Below are 19,937 nucleotides of genomic sequence, written 5' to 3' on the forward strand. Positions count from 1 at the left end.
CGAGCCGGACGAGGAGGTCCGGGAGGGCAGGTTGAGGGCGGAGAAGCGCAGTTCGCGGCTTGGCTGGAAGCCGTGGCGGCGGGCGAAGGGCAGGCTGTCCGGGCGGCTGATCGCGGTGGTGCGGCGGATGCCGGCGGCGCGCAGGTGGGCGGCGGCCGCGGCGAAGAGGGCGTCGCCGATGCCGCGGCGACGGGCCTCCGGGTGGACCTGGAGCAGGGAGATCTGGCCGAAGTCCGGCTCGGCCGATCGCGGGTTGCGCATCGCCGCCACCCAGCCGACCGGTGCGCCGTCCGACACGGCGACGAAGGCGGTCCAGTCCTCGCCGGGCGGGGGCTGGGTGATCGTGCGGCGGATGGCGGCTTCACCGCGTACCAGATAGGGGTGGACCAGACCGCTCAGCGCGACCACCGCGGCGGCGTCGTCCGGCGCAGCCGGGCGGAGAAGGACATCGGCCATCAGCCGATCCTGCGACCGCCCGGGCCCCGGGTCAATGCGAATGCGGACCGAAAGCGATCAGGCCGCGACCGCGATGACCGAAAACGATCAGGCCACGCCAAGCACCCAGAAGACGATCACGCCGCGCCAAGCGACCGACAGGCAATCACGCCGCCACAAGCCACCCCGGAAGACGATCACGCCGCCGCAAGCCACACGGAGGACGATCACGCCGCCGCAAGCGACCGGAAGACGATCGACCCGCGGGCCACAAGCGATCCGGCCCGCGACAGGGAGTAGTCAGGAAGTGACGTCCTTGCGGGTGAAGCGGAAGAACGCCAAACCCCAGAAAACCGTCGCATAGACCAGCGCCGAGATCGCGCCCTTCGCCAGGTCCTCGGTCTGGACCGGGGTGGAGAGCAAACCCATCCACGCGTCGCTGTAGTGCGTCGGCAGGGCGTTGCGGATCGAGCCGAGCGCGGTGATCTGGTCGAGGATGCTGGACAGGATCCAGAGCAGCACGGCGCCACCGACCGCGCCCAGTGCCGCGTCGGTCAGGACCGAGAGCAGGAAGGCCAGGCCGGCGACCACGAGCAGGATCACCGCGAGGTACGCCAGGATGCCGAGCAGTCGCAGCACACCCTGCCCGGGCGGGATCTGCGCGGCGATGGTGCTGCCCAGCGGATGCCAGCCGTAGCGCAGCGTGCCGACCAGCAGACCGGTGCCGGCCAGCAGGAAGAGCGCGACGAACGAGTACCCGAGCGCCACGATCAGCTTGACCGCGAGCAACCGGGCCCGCGGCACCGGGATCGCCAGCAGGTAGCGCAGGCTGCCCCAGCTCGCCTCGCTGGCCACGGTGTCGCCGGCGAACAGCGCGAAGACCACCACGAGCAGGAAACCGGCCGAGACCGCGAGGCAGAACAGGGCGAAGTTCAGCCCGCCGGACGTCGCCAGGTCGACGAGGCTGCTGAACGCCCCGCCGCCGTTGCCGTCGTCGTCGCCGCTGCCGCCGCCGAACTCGAAGGCGGCCAGGATGATCAGGGGCAGCAGCACCATGAAGCCGAGCGCCAGCTGGGTGCGCCGCCGGGACGCCTGCCGGCGGATCTCGGCCACGATCGGCAGGGTCCGGGACGGGCGGTAGCCCACCGCGATCGACGTGCTCATCGGTCTCCACTCCCCCGGGAGTTGTCGCCCACCAGGGCCAGGAACGCGTCCTCCAGGCGGCGCCGCGGCACCACCCGGTCCACTCCGACACCGGCACGCACCAGCGACGCCACCAGCTCGGCGCGGGGTGTGCCGTTCATGTCGACGATCAGGCCGCTCGCGCCGTCCGGTGTCACCGAACGGACGCCGAGACCGCTGAGGATCTCGGTGGCGGCCGGCACGTCGGTCACCTCGATGGCGACCGACGGCGACTCGCCGACGATGTCGTCGACCGGGCCGGACGCCACGATCCGGCCCTTGTTCACCACCACGGCGTGTGTGCAGGTCTGCTCCACCTCGGCGAGCAGGTGGCTGGAGACCAGCACGGCCCGGCCGTCGGTGGCGTACCGCTGCAGCACCCGGCGCATCTCGGCGATCTGCGGCGGGTCGAGCCCGTCGGTCGGCTCGTCGAGCACCAGCAGCTCGGGCAGGCCGAGCATGGCCTGGGCGATGGCCAGCCGCTGGCGCATGCCGTGGCTGTAGTTCTTGGTCCGGCGGTGCACCGACGTGCCCAGGCCGGCGATCTCCAGGGCCTCCTCGAACCGGGCGTCGGCCCACGGGCGGCCGGTGGCCTCCCAGTACGCCCGCAGGTTCTGCGCGCCGGTCAGGTGCGGCAGGAAGCCGGGACCCTCGACGAGCGCGCCGACCCGGGACAGGATCTGCGCGCCGGGGACCAGCCGGTGCCCGAAGACGTAGATCTCGCCGGCGGTCGGCTTGGTCAGGCCCATCAGCACCCGCAGCGTGGTGGTCTTGCCGGCGCCGTTCGGGCCGAGCAGGCCGACGACCTGGCCGCGCTCGACCGTGAAGCCGATCTCCTCGACCGCCACGAAGCCGTCGTCGTACGCCTTGCGCAGGCCGAGCACGACCAGCGGGGTGTCCGCGTACTCGGCGGTCACCGAGGTGACCCGGCGGCGGCTGCGGGCCCGGCGCACCAGCAGGAGCAGGGTGAGGCCGAGTAGGAGGGCGACGATCAGGGCGCCCAGGGCGTACCACCAGAGGGTCGCGGGCGAGGCGATCGCCGTGCCCACCAGGGTGGGCAGCGTCAGCTGCCCGTCGATCGCGACGGTGTACGTCGTCGGCGCGACCGGAGTGAGGAACCCCTGGTCGGAGGTGGCCACGACGACCTGCAGGGTGTGCCCGGGCTCGAGCTGCCGGACGATCGCCGGCAGGGTCACGGTCACCGGCTGCGCCGCGGCGATGTCCTTGGGCAGGCCGGTCAGCCGGACCGGGGCGACCAGGCCGGCGCTGAGCGTGGGCGAACCGTTCTGGTCGAGGTCGTAGAGCTTGACGAAGAGCACCGCCTCGCCGGTCGGCGACGCGGCCCGCAGCCGCACCGTCGGCGAGCCGGCCACCTCGATCGCGCCGGTCAGCGGCGCGGTGTCGAACGTGGCGTGCTGCCCCGGCACGTCGGTGGCGACGTTGCCGCTGAGCAGCGAGCTGAGCCGGCTGCCGAGGCCGGGAAGCGCGGAGATGGCCGCCGGGTTGCCGTTCGGCGGGTTCGCGATCGGCTGCGCCGATCCGGTGAGGGCGAGGTCCGCGGCGCCGGTTCCGGTGAGTCCGGGGTACGCCTTCGTCGAATACCCGTTGGTGACCAGATCGCGGTCGAGCGCGGAGAACCCGGCCACCCGGGAGAAGGTGAAGTCGCCGCTCGGCGTGCTCCCCTTGCCCTGCAGGTAGTGGTCGAGCCACTGGACGGTGAGGAACTTGACCCGGTCCTGGTCGTTGCCGGGGCCGGCGCCGCCGTCGTGGCCGCCGGTGAACCAGGCCACCTTGACCGGGGTGCCCGCCGCCGCGATGCCCTTGGCGTTGGCGTCCGCCTCGGAGAGCGGGAAGAGCGTGTCGACAGCGCCCTGGATCAGCAGCGTCGGTGCCTTGATCTTGTCGAGCACGGTGGCCGGGCTGGACCGGCGCAGCAGGGCCAGGCTCGTCGCGTCCGGGACACCGGTGGTGGCCATCGAGAGGTAGGTGGCGCAGACGTCGGCGGCGAACCGCCCGCAGGCCGGGTTGTCACCACCCGCGCTGCCGCCGAAGAAGACGCCGGCCCAGCCCTTCTTGAACACCCCGGTGGCGTCGGTGCTCGCCGACTGCGGGAGGAAGGCGTGACTCAGGTCGTTCCAGGTGATCGACGGGACGATCGCGTCGACGCGCTGGTCCTGGCCGGCCAGCAGCAGGGCGAGGGCGCCGCCGTACGACCCGCCGACCACGCCGACCCGGGGGTCGCCGGTCGCGTCGGTCTGCACCTCGGGGCGGGCGGCCAGCCAGTCGAGCAGCCGCTGCGCGTCCTTCACCTCGTAGTCCGGGCTGTCCAGGTGGATCTCGCCGGTGCTCTTGCCGAACCCGCGGGCGGTCCAGGTGAGCACCGCGTAACCACGCTCGGCCAGCGACTCGGCGTCGGAGCTCACCGAGGCCTTGGTGCCGCCGAAACCGTGCGCGAGCAGCACCGCGGGCACCTTGCCGGAACGGTCCCGGGGCAGCAGGAACCGGGCGTCCAGCTCGACCGGCTCGTCACCGCCTGGGCCGGACCGGACCGTGATCCGCAGATCCTGCGCGGTCCAGGCGGCCCGCTCGGGCAGCACCGCCCACACGGTCGCGGCAGCGAGCAGCACGAGCACCACCGCGGCGGTGACCGCCCGGCGCCGGGTCACCCGGGGGAACCTTGACATGGCGCTCAACCTATCCGGGCCCGCCTGAGCAGCGGCTGTGAAGCCCCACAAGATCAAGGGGACGGTCCGGCGAGCCCGGTGCGGATAGCGTGGACGCTCGGAGACCGGACGATCGGAGCACCCGCGGTGGAAGACGAGATCCCCCTGACCGCGACCCCGCAGCTCGCGGCCCTGGAGGCCCGGCGCGGCGTCGTCCGGCTGCACCCCGGGGTGATGACGGCGCTGAAGCTGGAGCCGGGTGACCCGGTGCGGCTGGCCGGGACGCGGACCACCGCCGCGATCGCGCTCCGGGCCGAGGAGAGCGAGACCTGGACCCTGCTCTACGCCGACGACCTCACCCTCGGCAACCTCGGCGGGCGGGACGGTGTGCAGGTCAGGGTCGCCTCGATCCCGGCCGGGCCGGCACGCCGGGTGACCCTGGCCGGGCCGGCCGAGGTCGTCGCGGTGGTCTCGCCGGAGCTGCTGCGGCTGGCGCTGCTCGGCAAGATGGTCAGCCCCGGCGACGACGTGTCGCTGCTGCCGCAGGACGTGCTGCCGACGGCGGAGAACCGGTCGCTGGTCGAGGCGGCCCGGCACAGCCTGTCCAACCGGATGAGCTACGGCTGGACCAGCGCGCTGGTGCGGGTGGTCGACGTGCAGGGCGCGGACGCCGCGCTGGTCGGCGCGGACACCGAGGTGGCCTGGCAGGACGGCGCGGCGACGGCACCGCGGGGTGGCACCGTCGCGCTCCGGATCGTCCGCCCGGAGCTGCCCGCCACGTTCGGCGTCCCGGAGGACGCCCCGGTCAGCCTCGATCACCTGCCCACCCTCCGGCCGCAGGCCAAGGAGCTGGAGGAGCTGCTCGACCTGGGCTTTCACCACCGCGAGGTGCTGGCCCGGGTCGGCACCGCGGTCAGCCTCGGCGTTTTGATCTCCGGACCGGCCGGGTCCGGGAAGTCCGCTCTGGTCCGGGCCGTCTCGGCCCAGGTCAATGCCTCTGTTCGTACGATCTGGGCACCCGAACTGGCCGCCCTGACCAACGACGCGGCCGCCCGTCTCCTGCGTGACCTGGCCGGTGACGTGCCGGGTGCCGGGCCCACCGTCCTGCTGATCTCGGACGTGGAGGCGCTCGCGCCCCGGGACCAGCCGGGCCCGCTGGCCACGGTCTTCCAGAAGGTGCTGGCCGAGGCCCTCGCCGCCGGTGCCGCGGTGGTCTGCACCACCAGCAAGCCGGAGGCGGTCGACCCGGCGCTGCGTGCCCCGGGCCGGCTCGCCGTGCAGCTCAGCGTGCCCCTGCCCGACCTGGCGATGCGGCGCGAGCAGCTGAACGTGCTGACCCACCCGATGACGCTGGCCGACGACGTGAGCCTGGACGAGGTGGCCGGCCGGACACCCGGGTTCGTGGTGGCCGACCTCGGCGCGCTCGTCCGGGAGGCCGCGGTCCGGACCGCGCTGCGGCACGTCGGCGCGCGGGACGGGGCCGAGGGTCCGCTGGCGGTCACCATGGCCGACTTCGAGGACGCCCTGGACGTGGTCAAGCCCACCTCGATGGCCGACTCCACGTTGGAGGTGGCCGCGGTGACCCTCGACGACGTCGGCGACATGGTCGAGGTCAAGCAGGTGCTCACCGAGTCGGTGCTGTGGCCGCTGACCTATCCGGACACGTTCGCCCGGCTCGGGGTCACCCCGCCGCGCGGGGTGCTGCTCTACGGTCCGCCCGGCTGTGGCAAGACGTACCTGGTCAAGGCGATCGCCGGGACCGGCAAGGCGAACGTGCTCTCGGTCAAGGGCGCCGAGTTGCTCAGCAAGTGGGTGGGTGACAGCGAGCGGGCGGTCCGGGAGCTGTTCCGCCGGGCCCGGGAGGCCGCGCCGACCCTGATCTTCCTGGACGAGGTGGACGCGCTGGCGCCGCGCCGGGGCCAGGGCACCGACGGCGGCACCACCGACCGGGTGGTCGCGGCACTGCTCACCGAGCTGGACGGGGTCGAGGACCTGCGCAACGTGGTGGTGATCGGTGCGACGAACCGGCCGGACCTGATCGACCCGGCGCTGTTGCGGCCCGGCCGGCTGGAGCGGATGGTCTACGTGCCGCCGCCGGACGGACCGGCCCGGGCCGCGATCCTGCGGGCGTCGTCGCGGGCGGTGCCGCTGGACACGTCGGTCGACCTGGACGCGCTCGGGGCGGAACTCGAGGGTTTCTCGGCGGCGGACTGCTCGGCGCTGATCCGGGAGGCGGCGCTGGCCGCGATGCGCGACTCGCTGGAGGCCGCCACGGTCACCGCCGCCAACGTGGACACCGCGCGCAAGCGGGTGCGTCCGTCACTGGAGGAGGACCAGGTCGCGTGGCTGGCGTCGTACGCGGAAAGTCACCAACCGTGAGAAAACATCAACCGTGAGCGGACCGGTCAACGGCGCCGAGTGCGGGCCCGGGCCGATCGCAGACGCCGCAGGCGGCCGATCAGGACCGGGTCGTGCTCGAGCGCGGCCGGGTTGTCCAGCAGGGCGTTGAGCAGCTGGTAATACCGGGTCGAGGAGAGACCGAAGGAGTCCTTGACCGCCTGCTCCTTGGCGCCGGCGTGCTTCCACCACTTGGCCTCGAAGGCCAGGATCTCCAGGTCCCGCTCGGTGAGAGCGGCCGGTGCCGGCGCCGGCGGCGCGTCGGGCTCGGCGGCGCGCGGGGCAGGGATGTGCTGCTGCTCCTCGACCGGCTGGTCACCGGTCGGTTCGGCGGCGGGCTGCATGGCACTCCCCGGAGGCAAGGTATTGGTCGGCACGGATGTCTTCGCGAGGATCACCAGCATAATCGCCGCCGATGACCCTCGCGAACGTTACATCAGGTGATGTCACGCTTACGCATCGTCCACATTGCGGCACCCACAATGATGATCGTCAGACCGGCCACCACCGACCCGGACAGTTGCCAGGTGATGGTGAAGGACGCCGGCGTGCAGCCGTCGGTGGCGGAGTACTCACACGGTCCGTAGGTGTCGTACACCTCGTAGGACTTGAACATCCAGGCCACGAACCAGGCCGGCAACAGGTAGGCCTCGTAGAACCGGGCCCGGGCCAGTTCCAGCACGATCGCCAGACCGAATTGGAACACCACGATCACCCCGATCGCCGCGCCCAGTGCCGCCGCCGTGTGCCGGCCGATCGACGCGACGGCGAACCCGATCGCACCGGCCACCAGCACCAGGGCCAGTCCGCGCAGGCCCATCAGGCCGATCGACTGCCAGACGCCGGAGGTCATCCGCTCGGTGGTGCCGCGCAGATTCGCGATCAGCCAGAACAGGCCGGTCCAGGCCGCACCGACCACCACGGTCAGGCCGGTCAGCGAGACCAGCAGGGCGGCCAGCTTGGTGGACAGCACGCGGACCCGTTGCGGCCGCCAGAGCAGCAGGTTCATCATGCCGCCGCTGTTCCACTCGGCGCCGACGAAGGACGCGCCGATGACGAACGCGACCAGGGCCAGCAGGGCGGCGAGCGTGATCAGCATGGCCGGGAAGCTGTCCCGGAAGTCGAACTGCGACGTCAGGTAGTTGGCCGCCTGGTAGTCGTCCTTCGACGGGGTCCAGAGGTTGTCGCAGTCCCCGCCGTACCGGCTGGGGTTGGTGGCGCAGTCCGCCCGGTCCCGCTCGGCGGACTTGGTGTCCTCCGCGAAGCTGCTGTCCGCGCGGGCCTGCGCGGCCTGCAGCGACGCCGGGGTGACCTTCTCGTTCGAGTACGCCACGCCCGCCGCGACCAGCCCGAGCACGAGCACCGTGAGGAGCACGAAGAACCTGGTGAAACGGCGCTTTACCAGCCGGCGCGTCTCCGCCTTGTACAGGCTCACTGACCCCACCCGCCCTGCGTCGTCGTCGCCGCCACCTGGTCGACCTGCCGGTTCGCCCCGTCGACCGGCGCGGTGCCGGTGAGTTCGAGGAACACGTCCTCGAGGTCGGCCGAGACCGGAGTCAGCTCGGCGACGTAGATCTGCTTTTCGGCCAGCAGCTTGGTGATCTGAGCCGGGTTGCTGGCGTTCCCCACGGTGAAGTGGTCCTTCTCCAGGGTCACCGCGGCGCCCGCGGCCCGCAGCACCGCAGCCGCGCCGGCCAGGTCGACACCCGGTTCCAGGCGCACCTTGACCGTCGCCGAGGCATGGGTGGCCAGCACCGAGGAGACCGAGCCGCTCGTCACCCGCCGCCCGGCCGCGATGATCGTCACCGAGTCGCAGATCAGCTGGATCTCACCGAGGATGTGGCTGGAGAGCAGCACCGTCATCCCGGACTCGGACAGGGTGCGCATCAGCGTGCGCATCTCCCGGATGCCGCCCGGGTCCAGGCCGTTGGCCGGCTCGTCCAGGATCAGCAGCTTCGGCTCCTTGAGCAGCGCGGACGCCACCGCGAGGCGCTGCTTCATGCCGAGCGAGTAGGTCTTCACCCGCTCCTTGGACCGGTCCCGGAGACCGACCAGCTCGAGCACCGCGGGCACCCGGTGCGGGTTCACCCCGCCGGCGTCGGCGAGCAGCGAGAGGGTGGTCTCGGCGGTGAAGTTGCCGAAGAACTGCGGGCTCTCCACGATCGCGCCGACCTGGCCGGCCACCTCCGGCAGCAGCCGGGGCACCTCCCGGCCGAGGATCGCCATCCGGCCATCGTTCGGTTTGATCAGGCCGAGCAGCGTACGCAGGGTGGTGGTCTTGCCCGAGCCGTTCGGGCCGAGGAAGCCGTGCACCTGACCGGCCTCCACCACCATGTCGAAGCCGTCCAGCGCCTTCCGGACACCCTTACGGCTGCGATACGTCTTACGCAGTCCTGATATCTCGAGTACGGCGGTCATTCGCCGCACCCTAAGTGATCGATGCCAATCCCGGGAGCCGTCGGCGGTATCTGCTGGTTTTGCCCGCGGCCTGGTCAGGCGCAGATGACGTCGACGCCGGCGTCACGGAACGCGGCGACCACCGAGGAGGACGCGCCGGAGTCGGTGACCAGTGTTTCCACCTGGGTGATCGGGCAGATCCGGGCGAACGCGTGGCCGCCCAGCTTGGAGGAGTCCGCGATCACCACGACCCGCTTGGCCCGGGCCACCATCAGACTGTTCATCGCGGCCTCGCCCTCGTGGTGCGACGCGGCGCCCAGCTCGACGTCCAGGGCGTCGACGCCGAGCAGCACGATGTCCAGCGTGACCTCCCGGAGCAGGGCGCCGCCGAGCGGGCCGACCACCTCGAAGGACTGCGGGCGGACCACGCCGCCGGCCACCACGATCTTCATCCGGGAACGGACCAGCAGCTCGTTCGCGATGTTCAGCGCGTTCGTCACGACGGTCAGCTGGGAACCCTCGCCACCGGCGTTCAGGTCCGGCCGGACCGCCAGGGCCCGGGCCACCTCGGTCACCGTGGTGCCGCCGTTCAGGCCGACCACCGTACCCGGAGTGACCAGCCGGGCGGCAGCCTCGCCGATCCGCTGTTTCTCGGCCGAATGCTTGGCACTCTTGTAGCGCAGCGGGAGGTCGTACGAGACGCCGTTGGCGACCGCGCCACCCCGGGTTCGCGTGATCATCTGCTGCTGGGCGAGCTGATCGAAGTCGCGCCGGATGGTGGCCTGGGAGACGTCCAGGCGTTCGGCGGCCTCCTCGACCGTTACCCGGCCACTGTCCGTGAGTAGCTCGAGCAGGGCATTCCACCGCGCGTACCGGTCCACCCGACACTCCCCGATGCACGTTTCATGATAAGTGTGTGCACATTAGTGCGCGAAAGGCCGGGAAGCAAAGCGACCCGATGCGCGAAGGGCCGAAGGGTACTTGCCCCCGCGCCAGCGCCATGAGCACAATAACGCGCGAAATACCCGGGTACCGAGCTCGAATGCGCAGCACAACCGGTGAGGATGAGGGCATGACGCACGTAAAGGCGGAAATCGCCAGCCAACCGGACTGCTGGCGGCAGGCGGCCAAACTGGCCGACGCGCCCGGGCTCCCGGCCCGCGGGGAGCGGGTCGCCGTGGTCGGCTGCGGTACCTCCTGGTTCATGGCGAAGTCCTACGCGGTGCTCCGCGAACAGGCCGGGCACGGCGAGACCGACGCCTTCCAGGCCTCCGACTTCCCGCACGGACGCCGGTACGACCGCCTGATCGCGATCACCCGCTCCGGCACCACCACCGAGACCCTCGACGTGATGCGCGAGGTCGGCCAGAACACCCCGGTCACCGTGATCACCGCCGACCCGGCCCAGCCGGCCGTCGAGATCGCCGGGCACGCCGTCGTGCTGGACTTCGCCGACGAGCAGTCGGTCGTGCAGACCCGCTTCGCCACCAGCGTGCTCGCCCTGCTCCGGGCGCACCTGGGCCACGACATCGAGGTCGCCGCGATGGACGCCGAGGTGGCCGTCCGGCTGCCGCTGCCGGTGCACCCCGCGCTCACCGACCAGATCACGTTCCTGGGCCGGGGCTGGACCGTCGGCCTGGCCGAGGAGGCCGCCCTGAAGTGCCGGGAGACCGCCGGGTTCTGGACCGAGTCGTACCCGGCCATGGACTACCGGCACGGCCCGATCTCGATCGCCCGCCCGCGCCGCGTGGTGTGGGCGTTCGGCGACGTGCCGGCCGGCCTGGCCGACGAGGTGGAGGCCCGCGGCGCGGCGTTCGTGCACAGCCGCCACCACGGCGGGTACGCCTCGCTCGGCCGCTGGGTCGGTGGCCGCGCGCCGCTCGACCCGATGGCCGACCTGGTCCTGGCTCAGCGGGTGGCCGTGCTGCTGGCCACCACCCAGGGCCTCGACCCGGACAACCCGAGTGGCCTGACGCGTTCCATCGTGCTCCCCGAACAGCCGTGACGGTTGTCGTCGCCCTCGACGTCGGGGGTACCGGGATGAAATGCGCGCTGGTTCGCCCGGACGGCACCGTGCACCACGAGGAACGCCACCCGACGCTGCCCGAACGCGGCCCGGACGCGGTCACCGAGAACATCCTGTCGATCGCCGAGGGGCTGGCCGGCAAGGCGCGCGCGGACGGGCTCACCCCGGTCGCGGTCGGCATCGGCGTGCCCGGAGTGGTCGACGAGGTCAACGGCGTGGCGGTCTGGTCGGCGAACATCGGCTTCCGCGACGTGCCGCTGCGTGAGCTGATCTCCGCGCGGGTGGGGCTGCCGGCGGCGCTCGGTCACGACGTACGGGCCGCCGCGCTGGCCGAGGCCCGCCTCGGCGCCGGGCACGCCTGGCGGTACGTGCTGTTCGTCGGGATCGGCACCGGCATCGCCGGCGGGCTGGTCGTGAACGGCGCCGGGTATTCCGGCGCACACGGCGCGGCCGGCGAGATCGGGCACGTCACGGTCCGCCCCGACGGCCTGGCCTGCGGCTGCGGCAAACGCGGCTGCCTCGAGACCGAGGCGTCGGCGAGGGCGATCGGACGACGGTACGCCGAACTGTCCGGCCGTACCGACGCGACCGCGTTCGACGTGGCCACCCGGGCCGCGGCCGGTGAGGAACTGGCCGGCCAGGTGTGGCAGGACGCGGTCGAGGCGCTCGCCGACGGGCTGCTCACCGGGCAGGCGCTCTACGACGTCGAGGCGATCGTGCTCGGCGGCGGGCTGGCCGAGGCCGGCGACGACCTGCTGAACCCGGTGCGGGACGCGTTCGCCCGCCGGGTCACGTTCCACCGCACCCCCGAGATCGTCCGGGCCACCCTGGGTGACCGGGCCGGCTGCCTGGGCGCCGCCCTGTTCGCCCTCGACTCGCTGGGAACACCCACATGACCCGCATCTCCGGCCGGATCGTCACCCCCGGCGGGATCGTCACCGGCCACCTCGACCTGGACGGCGGGACCATCGCCGGGATCGTCCCGGACGACACCGCCGGCGACGACGTGATCGTGCCCGGCTTCATCGACCTGCACTGCCACGGCGGCGGCGGGCACACGTTCACCACCGGTGACCCGGCGGCGGCCCGCGCGGCGGCGGCGTTCCACCTCGCGCACGGGACGACCACCATGCTGGCCAGCCTGGTCAGCTCGCCGTTCGAGCTGATGCGGTCGGCGACGCTCGGCTTCCGGCCGCTCGTCGACGAAGGGGTGCTGGCCGGGATCCACTTCGAGGGTCCGTACCTCTCGGCGGTGCGGTGCGGGGCGCAGAACCCGCAGTACCTGCGCGACCCGGTGCCCGCCGAGCTCACCGAGCTGATCAAGGTCGGCGAGGGCGCGGTACGGATGATGACCGTCGCCCCCGAGCTGGTCGGCGCGCTGGAGGCGATCACGTACCTGCGGGACGCCGGGGTGCTCGCGGCGATCGGGCACACCGACGCTTCGTACGATCAGACGCACGCCGGTGTCGCCGCCGGCGCGAGCGTGGCCACCCACCTGTTCAACGGGATGCGCCCGCCGCACCACCGCGAACCCGGCCCGGTGGTCGGCCTGCTCTCCTCGACCGCCACCGTCGAGCTGATCGCCGACAACATCCACCTGCACCCGGGAATGCTGAAGTTCGCCGCGGGCAGCGCCGGTCCGGCCCGGTCGATCCTGGTCACCGACGCGATGGACGCCACCGGCATGCCGGACGGCTCGTACGAGCTGGGCGGCCAGGCGGTCGTGGTCGCCGACCGGGTGGCCCGGCTGTCCCGGGACGGCTCGATCGCCGGCAGCACGCTGACCATGGACGTCGCACTCCGCAACGCGGTCGCCGCCGGCGTGTCACTCACCGACGCGGTCACCATGGCGTCCACGACTCCGGCCCGTCTGCTCGGCCTGTCCGACCGCGGCGCCCTCGCCCCCGGCCTCCGCGCCGACATCGTGGTCCTCACCCCCGACCTGACCCGCAAACAGGTCCTCCAAGCCGGCCTCCCCCCAGCCCCCTGACCCGCAGCTCAACCCTGCGTGGGGACTTTCGGCGCGCACCGCACCAAAACCCCCCACACAACCAGCAGCTCAACCCTGCGTGGGGACTTTCGGCGCGCACCGCACCGAAACTCCCCACACAACCAGCGACCAAGCACTGCGTGGGGACTTTCGGCGCGGAGCGAACCGAAACTCCCCACACGATCGGGAGCGCGATCGGGGGTCAGGGCAGGGTGTGGCGCGAGCCCGGGGTCAGGTGGGTGTAGGGAACTCCGGTCGGGGCGGGGCCCTGGGCGCCGAGGAAACCGCCGAGCATGGCCAGGCCGACCGGGTTCAGGGCGCCGTCGTGGATGGCCAGGGTCTGCTCCGGCTCGACCTCGCGGACCCAGTCGATCAGGTCGGCGACCCGGGACCACGGGCCGTGGATCGGGACCAGCAGCGTGCGCACCGGCACGTCCGGCACGGTGAGCGCGTCGCCGGGGTGGAAGACCGTCCCGTCGATCAGGAAGCCGACGTTCGCCACCCGGGGGATGTCCGGGTGCAGTTCGGCGTGCCACTGGCCGTAGGCCCGCACCTCGAAACCGTTCGCGGTGAACGCGTCGCCCGCGCCGATCACGTGCACCCGCGCCGGGTCGCCGTCGAACGCGCGGGCCACCGCGGCGTTCGTCCAGACCTGCAGGGCCGGGTCGGCGGCCAGCGCGGCGGCCAGTTTCTCCCCGCTGAAGTGGTCGAAGTGCTCGTGCGTGATCAGGACGGCGCCGGCGCCCGCGAAGACGTCCTCCGGGGTCAGACCGCCCGGGTCGATCACCAGCCGGCGGCCCTCGTGCTCCAGCGTCACGCCAGCGTGGCCGTGTTTGATCAGTTCCATCCGAGGCCTCCTCGCAGATGTACAACGTTGCTGTACATCTCGAACTGTACAACAGTGTTGTATAGTTTCGGCATGGCGTCGAGCACCGAGGACATCGCGGAGCAGCTGCGGCAGGCGGTCGGGCGGCTGGTCCGCACCACCCGGGCACACGCCGACACGCTGCCGGGCACCCACGCCGAGACGCTGGGCTACCTGAGCCGGGCGGGGCCGCACACGATCGCCGAGCTGGCCGCGCTGCGCCGGGTGAAACACCAGAGCATGAGCCGTACGGTCGGCGAGCTGGTCACGGCCGGTTTCGTCAGCCGGGCGGCCAATCCGGCCGACGCCCGCAGCTTCGTGATCATGCTGACCGCGGAGGGTGCGACCGCGCTGGAGGCCGACCGGGCCGCGCGCCAGCAGTGGGTGGCAGCCCGGATCGCCACCACCCTCACCCCGGCCGAGCAGGACTTGCTGGCCCAGGTCCCGGCCCTGCTCGACCGCCTCTCCCACGACCCGAGCACCGACTGACCGCGCCGGGCAGCAGGGTCCCGGCTGGTTCTGAGGGGTGTCTCCGGCATCCGGAGACACCCCTCAGAACCAGCCAGCAACCGGGAGCCGCGCCACGGCCGGAAGAAGCAGCGGCATCGCGAAAGCCCCCGCAACCGGGAGCCGCGCTGCGGCCGCGGAGGGCAGCGGCGGGGGCGCGAGATCACCACGGGGCGTGGCTTCTAGCCTGCGGGCGTGCGCCCCCACCCGTACTAGGAGAAAGCGGGCCGTTCCCAACCCCGCAGGTCGGGCAACGGGATGCGGTCCCAGGGGAGGCGGATCAGCAGACGGGCCAGCACGACGCCCAGCAGCAGCCCGGCCACCGAGTCGGTGAACCAGTGGAAGCCCGTGTAGACCGTGGTCACGAACAGGATCACGACGGGGAGGACCCGGAGCGCGAACCACTCCCAGCGGGTCAGCGTGCGGCGCAGCAGGGCGGCCGCGAGGATCGCCAGGACCGTGTACCAGACCAGCGCGTTGCCCATGTGCCCGGACGGGAAGCTGCGGCTGTCGGTGCCGCTCGCGACCGGGTTGAACATCTCGACCTTGAACGGGCCGTCGTAGCGCGGCGCCGCCCGGTCGAAGTAGATCTTCATGGGGCCGATGGTCAGGTACGTCACGACGTAGGCCGCGACGAACGGCAGCGCCGCCCGCACCGAGCGGGTCCGGTACACCAGCAGCCCGGTGAGGATCAGCGCGATCGGCGTGAGCACCTGCCCGCCCTGGCCCAGGTAGTTGAGGACCCGCGCGGTCCAGTACGGCACGGCCGGCTGATGGGTCAGCGCCCAGTCGGCCACCCGCTGGTCCAGGGTCAGCAGGTGGCCCTGCACGAGCGCCACGGTGAGCGCCGCCAGCCCCGCGAGCAGCAAGAGATCAGGCCACCAGGGCAGCGTGCGGCGGTCGGCAACAGTCGTGGTCACGCCTCAAAGCTAAAGGTACTGGCGCAACTTGGCGGCCAGCAGGTCGCCGCGCACCCCGGAGTTGGGGCAGCCGCCGAAGTGATGCAGGGCCACCACCTTGTTGGTCCGGCGGGACAGCACCGGGGATCCGGACGACCCGCCCGCGGTGTCGCAGAGGTACGAGACGTCGGAGTGCGCGGCGTACCCGGTGTAGTCCGGGTTGTCGACCGCGCAGTTGCTCGCCTTGTCGCCCTTGGCCCCGGCGATCCGGGTCGGCTCACCGGCCGGGTGCTGCGGCACGTAGAGCTCGGTCCCCTTGGCCGGGCGCGCCGGGTCGAGCGTGAGGTAGCCGAACTGCCCGATGGTGTCGAAGCCGTCGACGCTGAACAGCGTGTAGTCGAGCAGGTGATCGGTGGAGATCACCTCGTTGCCCCACACCTTGGTCGGTTTGAACACGTCGTAGCCGCCGCACTTGGCGCACTGGTAGTTGAACCACACCTCGGTGTCGTAGGCCTGCTCCGAGGTGGTCAGGCAGTGGTTGTTGGTGAGCATCCGGTTCTTCGCGCCGACCCGCCAGCCGGTGCACAGCTCGGTGCCGTTGATCAGCAGCCGGGCGATCGCCTTCGACTTGCTGTAGGCGACCGGGTCCGCCGACTGGTAGCAGACCGCGTCCTTGGAGGTGTCGTTGCCGCAGACCGATTCCTCCCGGCCGCTGCGGCCCGGCCGCACGGTGGCTTTCTCCGGGACACGAGCCTGTTCGGTACGACTGAACCCGCGCGCCACCCGGTCGATGTCCACGCCCATCCCGTCGGCGGCCGACGGCTCCCCCAGCGCGTCGGCGGCCCGGTGCACCTCGACCACCGCGGTGTCCCCGGTGATCGACATGCCCCAGTCCTTGCCGGTCCCCGGCTCGTACCGGTACGACTCGGTGTTGGCCGGGTTGGAGACGGTCACGTAGTCGCCGGGGAGCAGCGACATCCGGGAGAAGTGCGGTTTGACGTAGGACGCGCCCGGATAGCTCAGCGTCTGCTTCGCCGGCCCGGCGGTGTAGCCGAGCACCTTGCCGACCGTGAGCAGCTCACCGACCTGCTGGCCGCCCGGGTCGCTCGGGGCAGCGGCGGTGGCCGTCTCGACGGCGGCGGACTCCAGAACCCGGTCCGGATTCGAGGCGCCCGGCGTGGGCGACGGGTCCGGCGACACCGTGGCCCGCGGTGACCGCCGCGACGCCGGCTGATCAGGAACGGACGAGGCCGACGGGGCTGGTGATTCCGGAGCGACCGTCGGCAGCGAATCCGCCGCCCCTACCGGGGTACGCGGCACGCCCGGCGCCTGATGCCAGATGCCGACCGGATCATCACCACCCCGTGTCGCCGTCACCGCGCCGGCCACTCCGGCCAGCACAAGGGCGGCACATGCTCCGACGACGATCCCTGTCTTGCGTCGCATGCCACTCCCGGTACGTCGTAAGCGTTTTCGCACCTGTGTAACGAGCCACGTACCACCGCGACGCGCTGGCTGAACGGGCACACTTGGGCGGTGCGCATCACCTCCGCTCTCATCGACCCAGCGCTGCTGGACCTGCCGTGGCACATCCCGCTCGAGGACTGGCCGGCCGACCATCTGGTCGCCCTGCCCCAGGGCATCTCGCGGCACATCGTCCGGTTCGTGAAGCTGAACGACGTCGTCTACGCCATGAAGGAGACCCGGGAGCGGATCGCCGAGAAGGAGTACGACCTGCTCCGCGCGCTGGAACGGATCGACTTCCCGGCGGTGCAGGCCATCGCGATCGCCACCGACCGGCAGACCCCGGAGGGCGAGCCGCTGGAGACCGTGCTGGTCACCCGGCACCTGCAGTTCTCGCTGCCGTACCGGGCGCTGTTCTCCCGGGTGCTGCGCCCGGAGACGATGAACCGGCTGCTCGACGCGCTGGCCGCGCTGGTCGTACGCATGCATCTGACCGGTTTTTCCTGGGGTGACTGCTCGCTCTCGAACACCTTGTTCCGGCGGGACGCGGGCGCGTTCGCGGCCTACCTGGTGGACGCGGAGACCGGCAACCTCTACCCGAAACTCTCCGAGGGGCAGCGCAGCGAGGACATCGAGATCATGCGGCTGAACATCTTCGGCGAGTGCCTCGACCTGCAGGCCGCCGAGCTGCTGCACGAGTCGATCGACCCGGAGGCGGTGGTCGACGACATCCTGGCCCGCTACGAGCGGCTGTGGCACGAGGTGACCTACGAGCAGGAGGTCGCCAAGGACGCCCGGCACCACATCGAGCGGCGGATCCGGCGGCTCAACGAGATGGGCTTCGACGTCGCCGAGGTGTCGATGTCGACGATGGACGGCGGCTACCGGGTCCGACCCAAGGTCGTCGACGCCGGCTATCACACCCGCCGGCTGATGCGCCTGACCGGCCTGGACGCCGAGGAGAACCAGGCCCGGCAGCTGCTCAACGACCTGGACGCGTACCGCGCCGAGAGTGCGCTGACCGACGAGCAGCAGGCCGCGCACCGCTGGCTGACCGAGGTCTTCGAGCCGGTGGTCCGGGCGGTCCCGGCAAACCTGCGCCGCAAACTGGAGCCGCAGGAGATCTTCTCGCAGATCATCCAGCACAAGTGGCTGCTGTCCGAGAAGGCCGGGCGGGACGTCGGGATGGCCCCGGCGGTGCAGTCGTACCTGACCGAGGTCCTGGTCAACAAGCCGGACGAGCTGGCCGTGCTGGGCGTCGACGCGGACGAGCTGGTGCCCTAGCCCTGACCCCGCGATCGTTCGGCGAGGGCGCGCAGGCCGCGCTGGCGGGCCGCGACCAGGATCTGATCGCCGGCCGCGAGCACCCGGCGCGGGTCCGGCCGCCAGTCCATCCACTCGTCGGACGACGCGGACATGGCGATCACCTTCGCCAGGCTCGCCTGATCGACCTCGGACAGTGGCGCACCGTCCAGCTCGGACTGCGGCTGGACGGTGACCGTGCCGACCAGGATCGCGTGCCGGCCGACCGGGATGCTGGCGTGCACGTTGCGTTCCAGCAGGGCGGCGGCGAAGACCGGTGCGCAGAGCCGGGACACGCTGCGCGACGTGTTGATCTGGAAGGCCGACTCGATCCGCTGGGCGAAGTCGTCGTCGAACAGCCGCAGCACCACCCGCAGGTCCTGACGGATCGCCCGGGCGTGCAGCGCGGCCTGCAGGTTCACCGGATCGTTTGTGGAGAGCACGACGAGCGCGCGGCAGGTCGCGATCGAGGCGGCCTGCAGGGTCTCCTCCTGCGAGGCGTCACCGACGATCACCGGGATGCCGCGTTTCTGCGCGGACTTCACCCCGCGGGCATCGGCGTTCTGGTCGATCGCCACCACGCGGACACCGAGGTCGTGCAGCTGGCGCAGCGCCTGGGTGCCGACGTTGCCGAGCCCGACCAGCACGATGTGGTCGTGCAGCGGCCCGGACGGGCGGCCCTGGCTGAGCGCCAGCCGGGCATTCACCATCCCGTCCACCACGGCCGCCGTGATCAGCGGCAGCAGCGCCAGCCCGGCGATGGTCAGCACCAGCTGCGCGGCCTGGGCGATCGCGTTGCGCTGCTCCTCCACGTCGGACGAACCGACCGCCGTCATCAGGGTGACGTAGATCGACTCCCAGAGGTCGTGCTCGGTGCCGTCCCAGGCGTTCAGCACCGCGCCGGCCAGCACCGTGGTGATCAGGGTGATCACCACGGCGACACCGAGCTTGCGGTTGAGCGCGGCGCGCAGGGCCCGGCCGAAAGCGGTCAGCGGGTGGCGCCGGCGGCCGGCCCGGCTGAGCAGACGGCGGGTCACGTCCTCGCCGGGCGGACGGCCGGTGGCCTCGGCCAGCACCAGATCGTCCGCCTCGGCGGCGCCCGGGTCCGGTTCGACCGGCAGGACCGCCACCTCGCCCGCGGTTTCGGTGGCCAGGGTGGTCAGCACGTCACGGTCGGCGACATCACCGCGGTGGGCGACATACAACGTACGTCCATCGTGGCGGAAGTGGGTCGGCGCCACCTCGCCGAGCGCGGCCGCCACGAACGCCGGTGCGGCCATCTGCGCGTCGGAGAGCACCACGTAGTCCGGGAAGATCCGGCTCACGCTGCCACCCAGCCCGGTGTTGAACATCCGGACCACCACCCGCAGCTTCTCCTCGACCTCGCGGGCACAGAGCGCGGCGTGCAGGTTGACCATGTCGTCCGGCATCACCAGCGCGAGCGCGGTGGCCCCGGACAGACCGGCCTCCCGGAACGCGCGCTCGTCGAGCCGGTCGGCCTGGCGCAGCTCGACCCCGCGCGACTCGAGCAGCTTCAGGTCGGGCACGTCCGGCCGGATCCGATGCGGAGTGATCACCGTGAGCCGGATCCGATGGCGGGAATTCGCCAACTCCTCGGCCAAGGTCCAGACCAGTGCGTCGGCCCCACAGACCACCAGGTGGGGCCGGGTATCACCGCCTAGATCACGAGGTGGGACGGCATCCGGACGGGTTACGGCACTCACGTTCACGAATCGTAGTCAGCCGTTACCGCCCGGCGGGGCCGCCCGTTGCCCCATCCGACACCATTCGTCCGAGTTGGTGGGTATGT

17 protein-coding genes are annotated in these 19,937 nt (G+C 71.8%); 6 read left to right on the forward strand and 11 right to left on the reverse strand.

Annotated features, from left to right (window positions below):
- The 3 genes from Apa02nite_RS33855 to Apa02nite_RS33865 form a co-directional block, all read right to left on the reverse strand.
- Positions 1–456: GNAT family N-acetyltransferase (locus tag Apa02nite_RS33855; protein WP_203828693.1), on the reverse strand; the 456-nt coding region annotated here is incomplete at its 3' end.
- Between the two features lie 279 nt (positions 457–735).
- Positions 736–1,599, reverse strand: a complete 864-nt coding sequence (locus Apa02nite_RS33860) for an ABC transporter permease (RefSeq protein WP_067700254.1) — start codon at positions 1,597–1,599, stop codon at positions 736–738.
- Positions 1,596–4,301 carry an alpha/beta fold hydrolase gene (locus Apa02nite_RS33865; protein WP_203828694.1) on the reverse strand — a complete coding sequence of 902 codons (2,706 nt, stop codon included), beginning with the start codon at positions 4,299–4,301 and terminating at the stop codon, positions 1,596–1,598. The genes Apa02nite_RS33860 and Apa02nite_RS33865 overlap by 4 nt, the downstream gene beginning before the upstream one ends.
- A 213-nt stretch (positions 4,302–4,514) precedes the next feature.
- Here Apa02nite_RS33865 and Apa02nite_RS33870 point away from each other — a divergent pair, with 213 nt between their 5' ends.
- Positions 4,515–6,659: an AAA family ATPase gene (locus tag Apa02nite_RS33870; protein ID WP_444978711.1), complete on the forward strand. Its 2,145-nt coding sequence runs from the start codon at positions 4,515–4,517 to the stop codon at positions 6,657–6,659.
- A 26-nt stretch (positions 6,660–6,685) separates the two neighbouring features.
- On the opposite strand, the gene Apa02nite_RS33875 is transcribed toward Apa02nite_RS33870, so the two are convergent.
- The 4 genes from Apa02nite_RS33875 to Apa02nite_RS33890 all read right to left on the reverse strand — a co-directional run bounded on the left by Apa02nite_RS33875 (position 6,686) and on the right by Apa02nite_RS33890 (position 9,955).
- Positions 6,686–7,021 carry a DUF3263 domain-containing protein gene (locus Apa02nite_RS33875; protein WP_067700243.1) on the reverse strand — a complete coding sequence of 112 codons (336 nt, stop codon included), beginning with the start codon at positions 7,019–7,021 and terminating at the stop codon, positions 6,686–6,688.
- A 92-nt stretch (positions 7,022–7,113) separates the two neighbouring features.
- Positions 7,114–8,112: an ABC transporter permease subunit gene (locus Apa02nite_RS33880; RefSeq protein ID WP_203828696.1), complete on the reverse strand. Its 999-nt coding sequence runs from the start codon at positions 8,110–8,112 to the stop codon at positions 7,114–7,116.
- Positions 8,109–9,095, reverse strand: a complete 987-nt coding sequence (locus Apa02nite_RS33885; protein WP_067700238.1) for an ATP-binding cassette domain-containing protein — start codon at positions 9,093–9,095, stop codon at positions 8,109–8,111. Before Apa02nite_RS33885 ends, Apa02nite_RS33880 begins: the two co-directional genes overlap by 4 nt.
- A gap of 74 nt (positions 9,096–9,169) precedes the next feature.
- Positions 9,170–9,955 carry a DeoR/GlpR family DNA-binding transcription regulator gene (locus Apa02nite_RS33890; protein ID WP_067700235.1) on the reverse strand — a complete coding sequence of 262 codons (786 nt, stop codon included), beginning with the start codon at positions 9,953–9,955 and terminating at the stop codon, positions 9,170–9,172.
- 191 nt (positions 9,956–10,146) lie between these two features.
- Between Apa02nite_RS33890 and Apa02nite_RS33895 the strand changes: the two genes are divergently transcribed.
- Genes Apa02nite_RS33895 through nagA form a run of 3 tightly spaced genes read left to right on the forward strand, consistent with a single transcriptional unit; the run spans position 10,147 to position 13,090 of the window.
- Positions 10,147–11,079 carry an SIS domain-containing protein gene (locus tag Apa02nite_RS33895; RefSeq protein WP_203828697.1) on the forward strand — a complete coding sequence of 311 codons (933 nt, stop codon included), beginning with the start codon at positions 10,147–10,149 and terminating at the stop codon, positions 11,077–11,079.
- Positions 11,076–11,996 carry an ROK family protein gene (locus Apa02nite_RS33900; RefSeq protein ID WP_275412560.1) on the forward strand — a complete coding sequence of 307 codons (921 nt, stop codon included), beginning with the start codon at positions 11,076–11,078 and terminating at the stop codon, positions 11,994–11,996. Before Apa02nite_RS33895 ends, Apa02nite_RS33900 begins: the two co-directional genes overlap by 4 nt.
- A complete protein-coding gene (gene nagA / locus Apa02nite_RS33905) occupies positions 11,993–13,090 on the forward strand; it encodes an N-acetylglucosamine-6-phosphate deacetylase (RefSeq protein ID WP_203828698.1) in 1,098 nt (365 codons plus the stop codon). The genes Apa02nite_RS33900 and nagA overlap by 4 nt, the downstream gene beginning before the upstream one ends.
- Before the next feature lie 202 nt (positions 13,091–13,292).
- Here nagA and Apa02nite_RS33910 read toward each other — a convergent pair whose 3' ends face one another.
- Positions 13,293–13,937 (reverse strand): MBL fold metallo-hydrolase, encoded by a 645-nt coding sequence (locus tag Apa02nite_RS33910; protein ID WP_203828699.1) that lies wholly within the window; start codon positions 13,935–13,937, stop codon positions 13,293–13,295.
- 72 nt (positions 13,938–14,009) lie between these two features.
- On the opposite strand from Apa02nite_RS33910, the gene Apa02nite_RS33915 reads away from it, so the two are divergent.
- Positions 14,010–14,444, forward strand: coding sequence for a MarR family winged helix-turn-helix transcriptional regulator (locus tag Apa02nite_RS33915; RefSeq protein ID WP_203828700.1), 435 nt, complete (start codon positions 14,010–14,012; stop codon positions 14,442–14,444).
- 230 nt (positions 14,445–14,674) lie between these two features.
- Here Apa02nite_RS33915 and Apa02nite_RS33920 read toward each other — a convergent pair whose 3' ends face one another.
- A complete protein-coding gene (locus tag Apa02nite_RS33920) occupies positions 14,675–15,382 on the reverse strand; it encodes a phosphatase PAP2 family protein (RefSeq protein WP_203828701.1) in 708 nt (235 codons plus the stop codon).
- A gap of 9 nt (positions 15,383–15,391) precedes the next feature.
- The gene (locus Apa02nite_RS33925) at positions 15,392–16,807 is read right to left on the reverse strand and encodes a trypsin-like serine peptidase (RefSeq protein WP_203828702.1); all 1,416 of its coding nucleotides are present in this window, start codon (positions 16,805–16,807) and stop codon (positions 15,392–15,394) included.
- Positions 16,808–16,897: 90 nt separating this feature from the next.
- Between Apa02nite_RS33925 and Apa02nite_RS33930 the strand changes: the two genes are divergently transcribed.
- The gene (locus Apa02nite_RS33930; RefSeq protein WP_203828703.1) at positions 16,898–18,109 is read left to right on the forward strand and encodes a DUF4032 domain-containing protein; all 1,212 of its coding nucleotides are present in this window, start codon (positions 16,898–16,900) and stop codon (positions 18,107–18,109) included.
- On the opposite strand, the gene Apa02nite_RS33935 is transcribed toward Apa02nite_RS33930, so the two are convergent.
- Complete coding sequence (locus Apa02nite_RS33935; RefSeq protein ID WP_307872000.1) at positions 18,106–19,857, reverse strand: NAD-binding protein; 1,752 nt, start codon at positions 19,855–19,857, stop codon at positions 18,106–18,108. The genes Apa02nite_RS33930 and Apa02nite_RS33935 overlap by 4 nt on opposite strands.
- Between the last annotated feature and the right edge of the window lie 80 nt (positions 19,858–19,937).

The organism is Actinoplanes palleronii (assembly GCF_016862315.1).
Classification (GTDB): Bacteria; Actinomycetota; Actinomycetes; order Mycobacteriales; family Micromonosporaceae; genus Actinoplanes; species Actinoplanes palleronii.

What these genes read in the sequence shown, in the direction of transcription:
- Apa02nite_RS33895 (WP_203828697.1), top strand. Translation starts at nt 10,147, where the DNA reads ATGACGCACGTAAAGGCGGAAATCGCCAGCCAACCGGACTGCTGGCGG.
- Apa02nite_RS33870 (WP_444978711.1), top strand. Translation starts at nt 4,515, where the DNA reads ATGACGGCGCTGAAGCTGGAGCCGGGTGACCCGGTGCGGCTGGCCGGG.
- Apa02nite_RS33865 (WP_203828694.1), bottom strand. Translation starts at nt 4,301, where the DNA reads ATGTCAAGGTTCCCCCGGGTGACCCGGCGCCGGGCGGTCACCGCCGCG.
- Apa02nite_RS33885 (WP_067700238.1), bottom strand. Translation starts at nt 9,095, where the DNA reads ATGACCGCCGTACTCGAGATATCAGGACTGCGTAAGACGTATCGCAGC.
- Apa02nite_RS33915 (WP_203828700.1), top strand. Translation starts at nt 14,010, where the DNA reads ATGGCGTCGAGCACCGAGGACATCGCGGAGCAGCTGCGGCAGGCGGTC.
- Apa02nite_RS33910 (WP_203828699.1), bottom strand. Translation starts at nt 13,937, where the DNA reads ATGGAACTGATCAAACACGGCCACGCTGGCGTGACGCTGGAGCACGAG.
- nagA (WP_203828698.1), top strand. Translation starts at nt 11,993, where the DNA reads ATGACCCGCATCTCCGGCCGGATCGTCACCCCCGGCGGGATCGTCACC.
- Apa02nite_RS33860 (WP_067700254.1), bottom strand. Translation starts at nt 1,599, where the DNA reads ATGAGCACGTCGATCGCGGTGGGCTACCGCCCGTCCCGGACCCTGCCG.
- Apa02nite_RS33875 (WP_067700243.1), bottom strand. Translation starts at nt 7,021, where the DNA reads ATGCAGCCCGCCGCCGAACCGACCGGTGACCAGCCGGTCGAGGAGCAG.
- Apa02nite_RS33925 (WP_203828702.1), bottom strand. Translation starts at nt 16,807, where the DNA reads ATGCGACGCAAGACAGGGATCGTCGTCGGAGCATGTGCCGCCCTTGTG.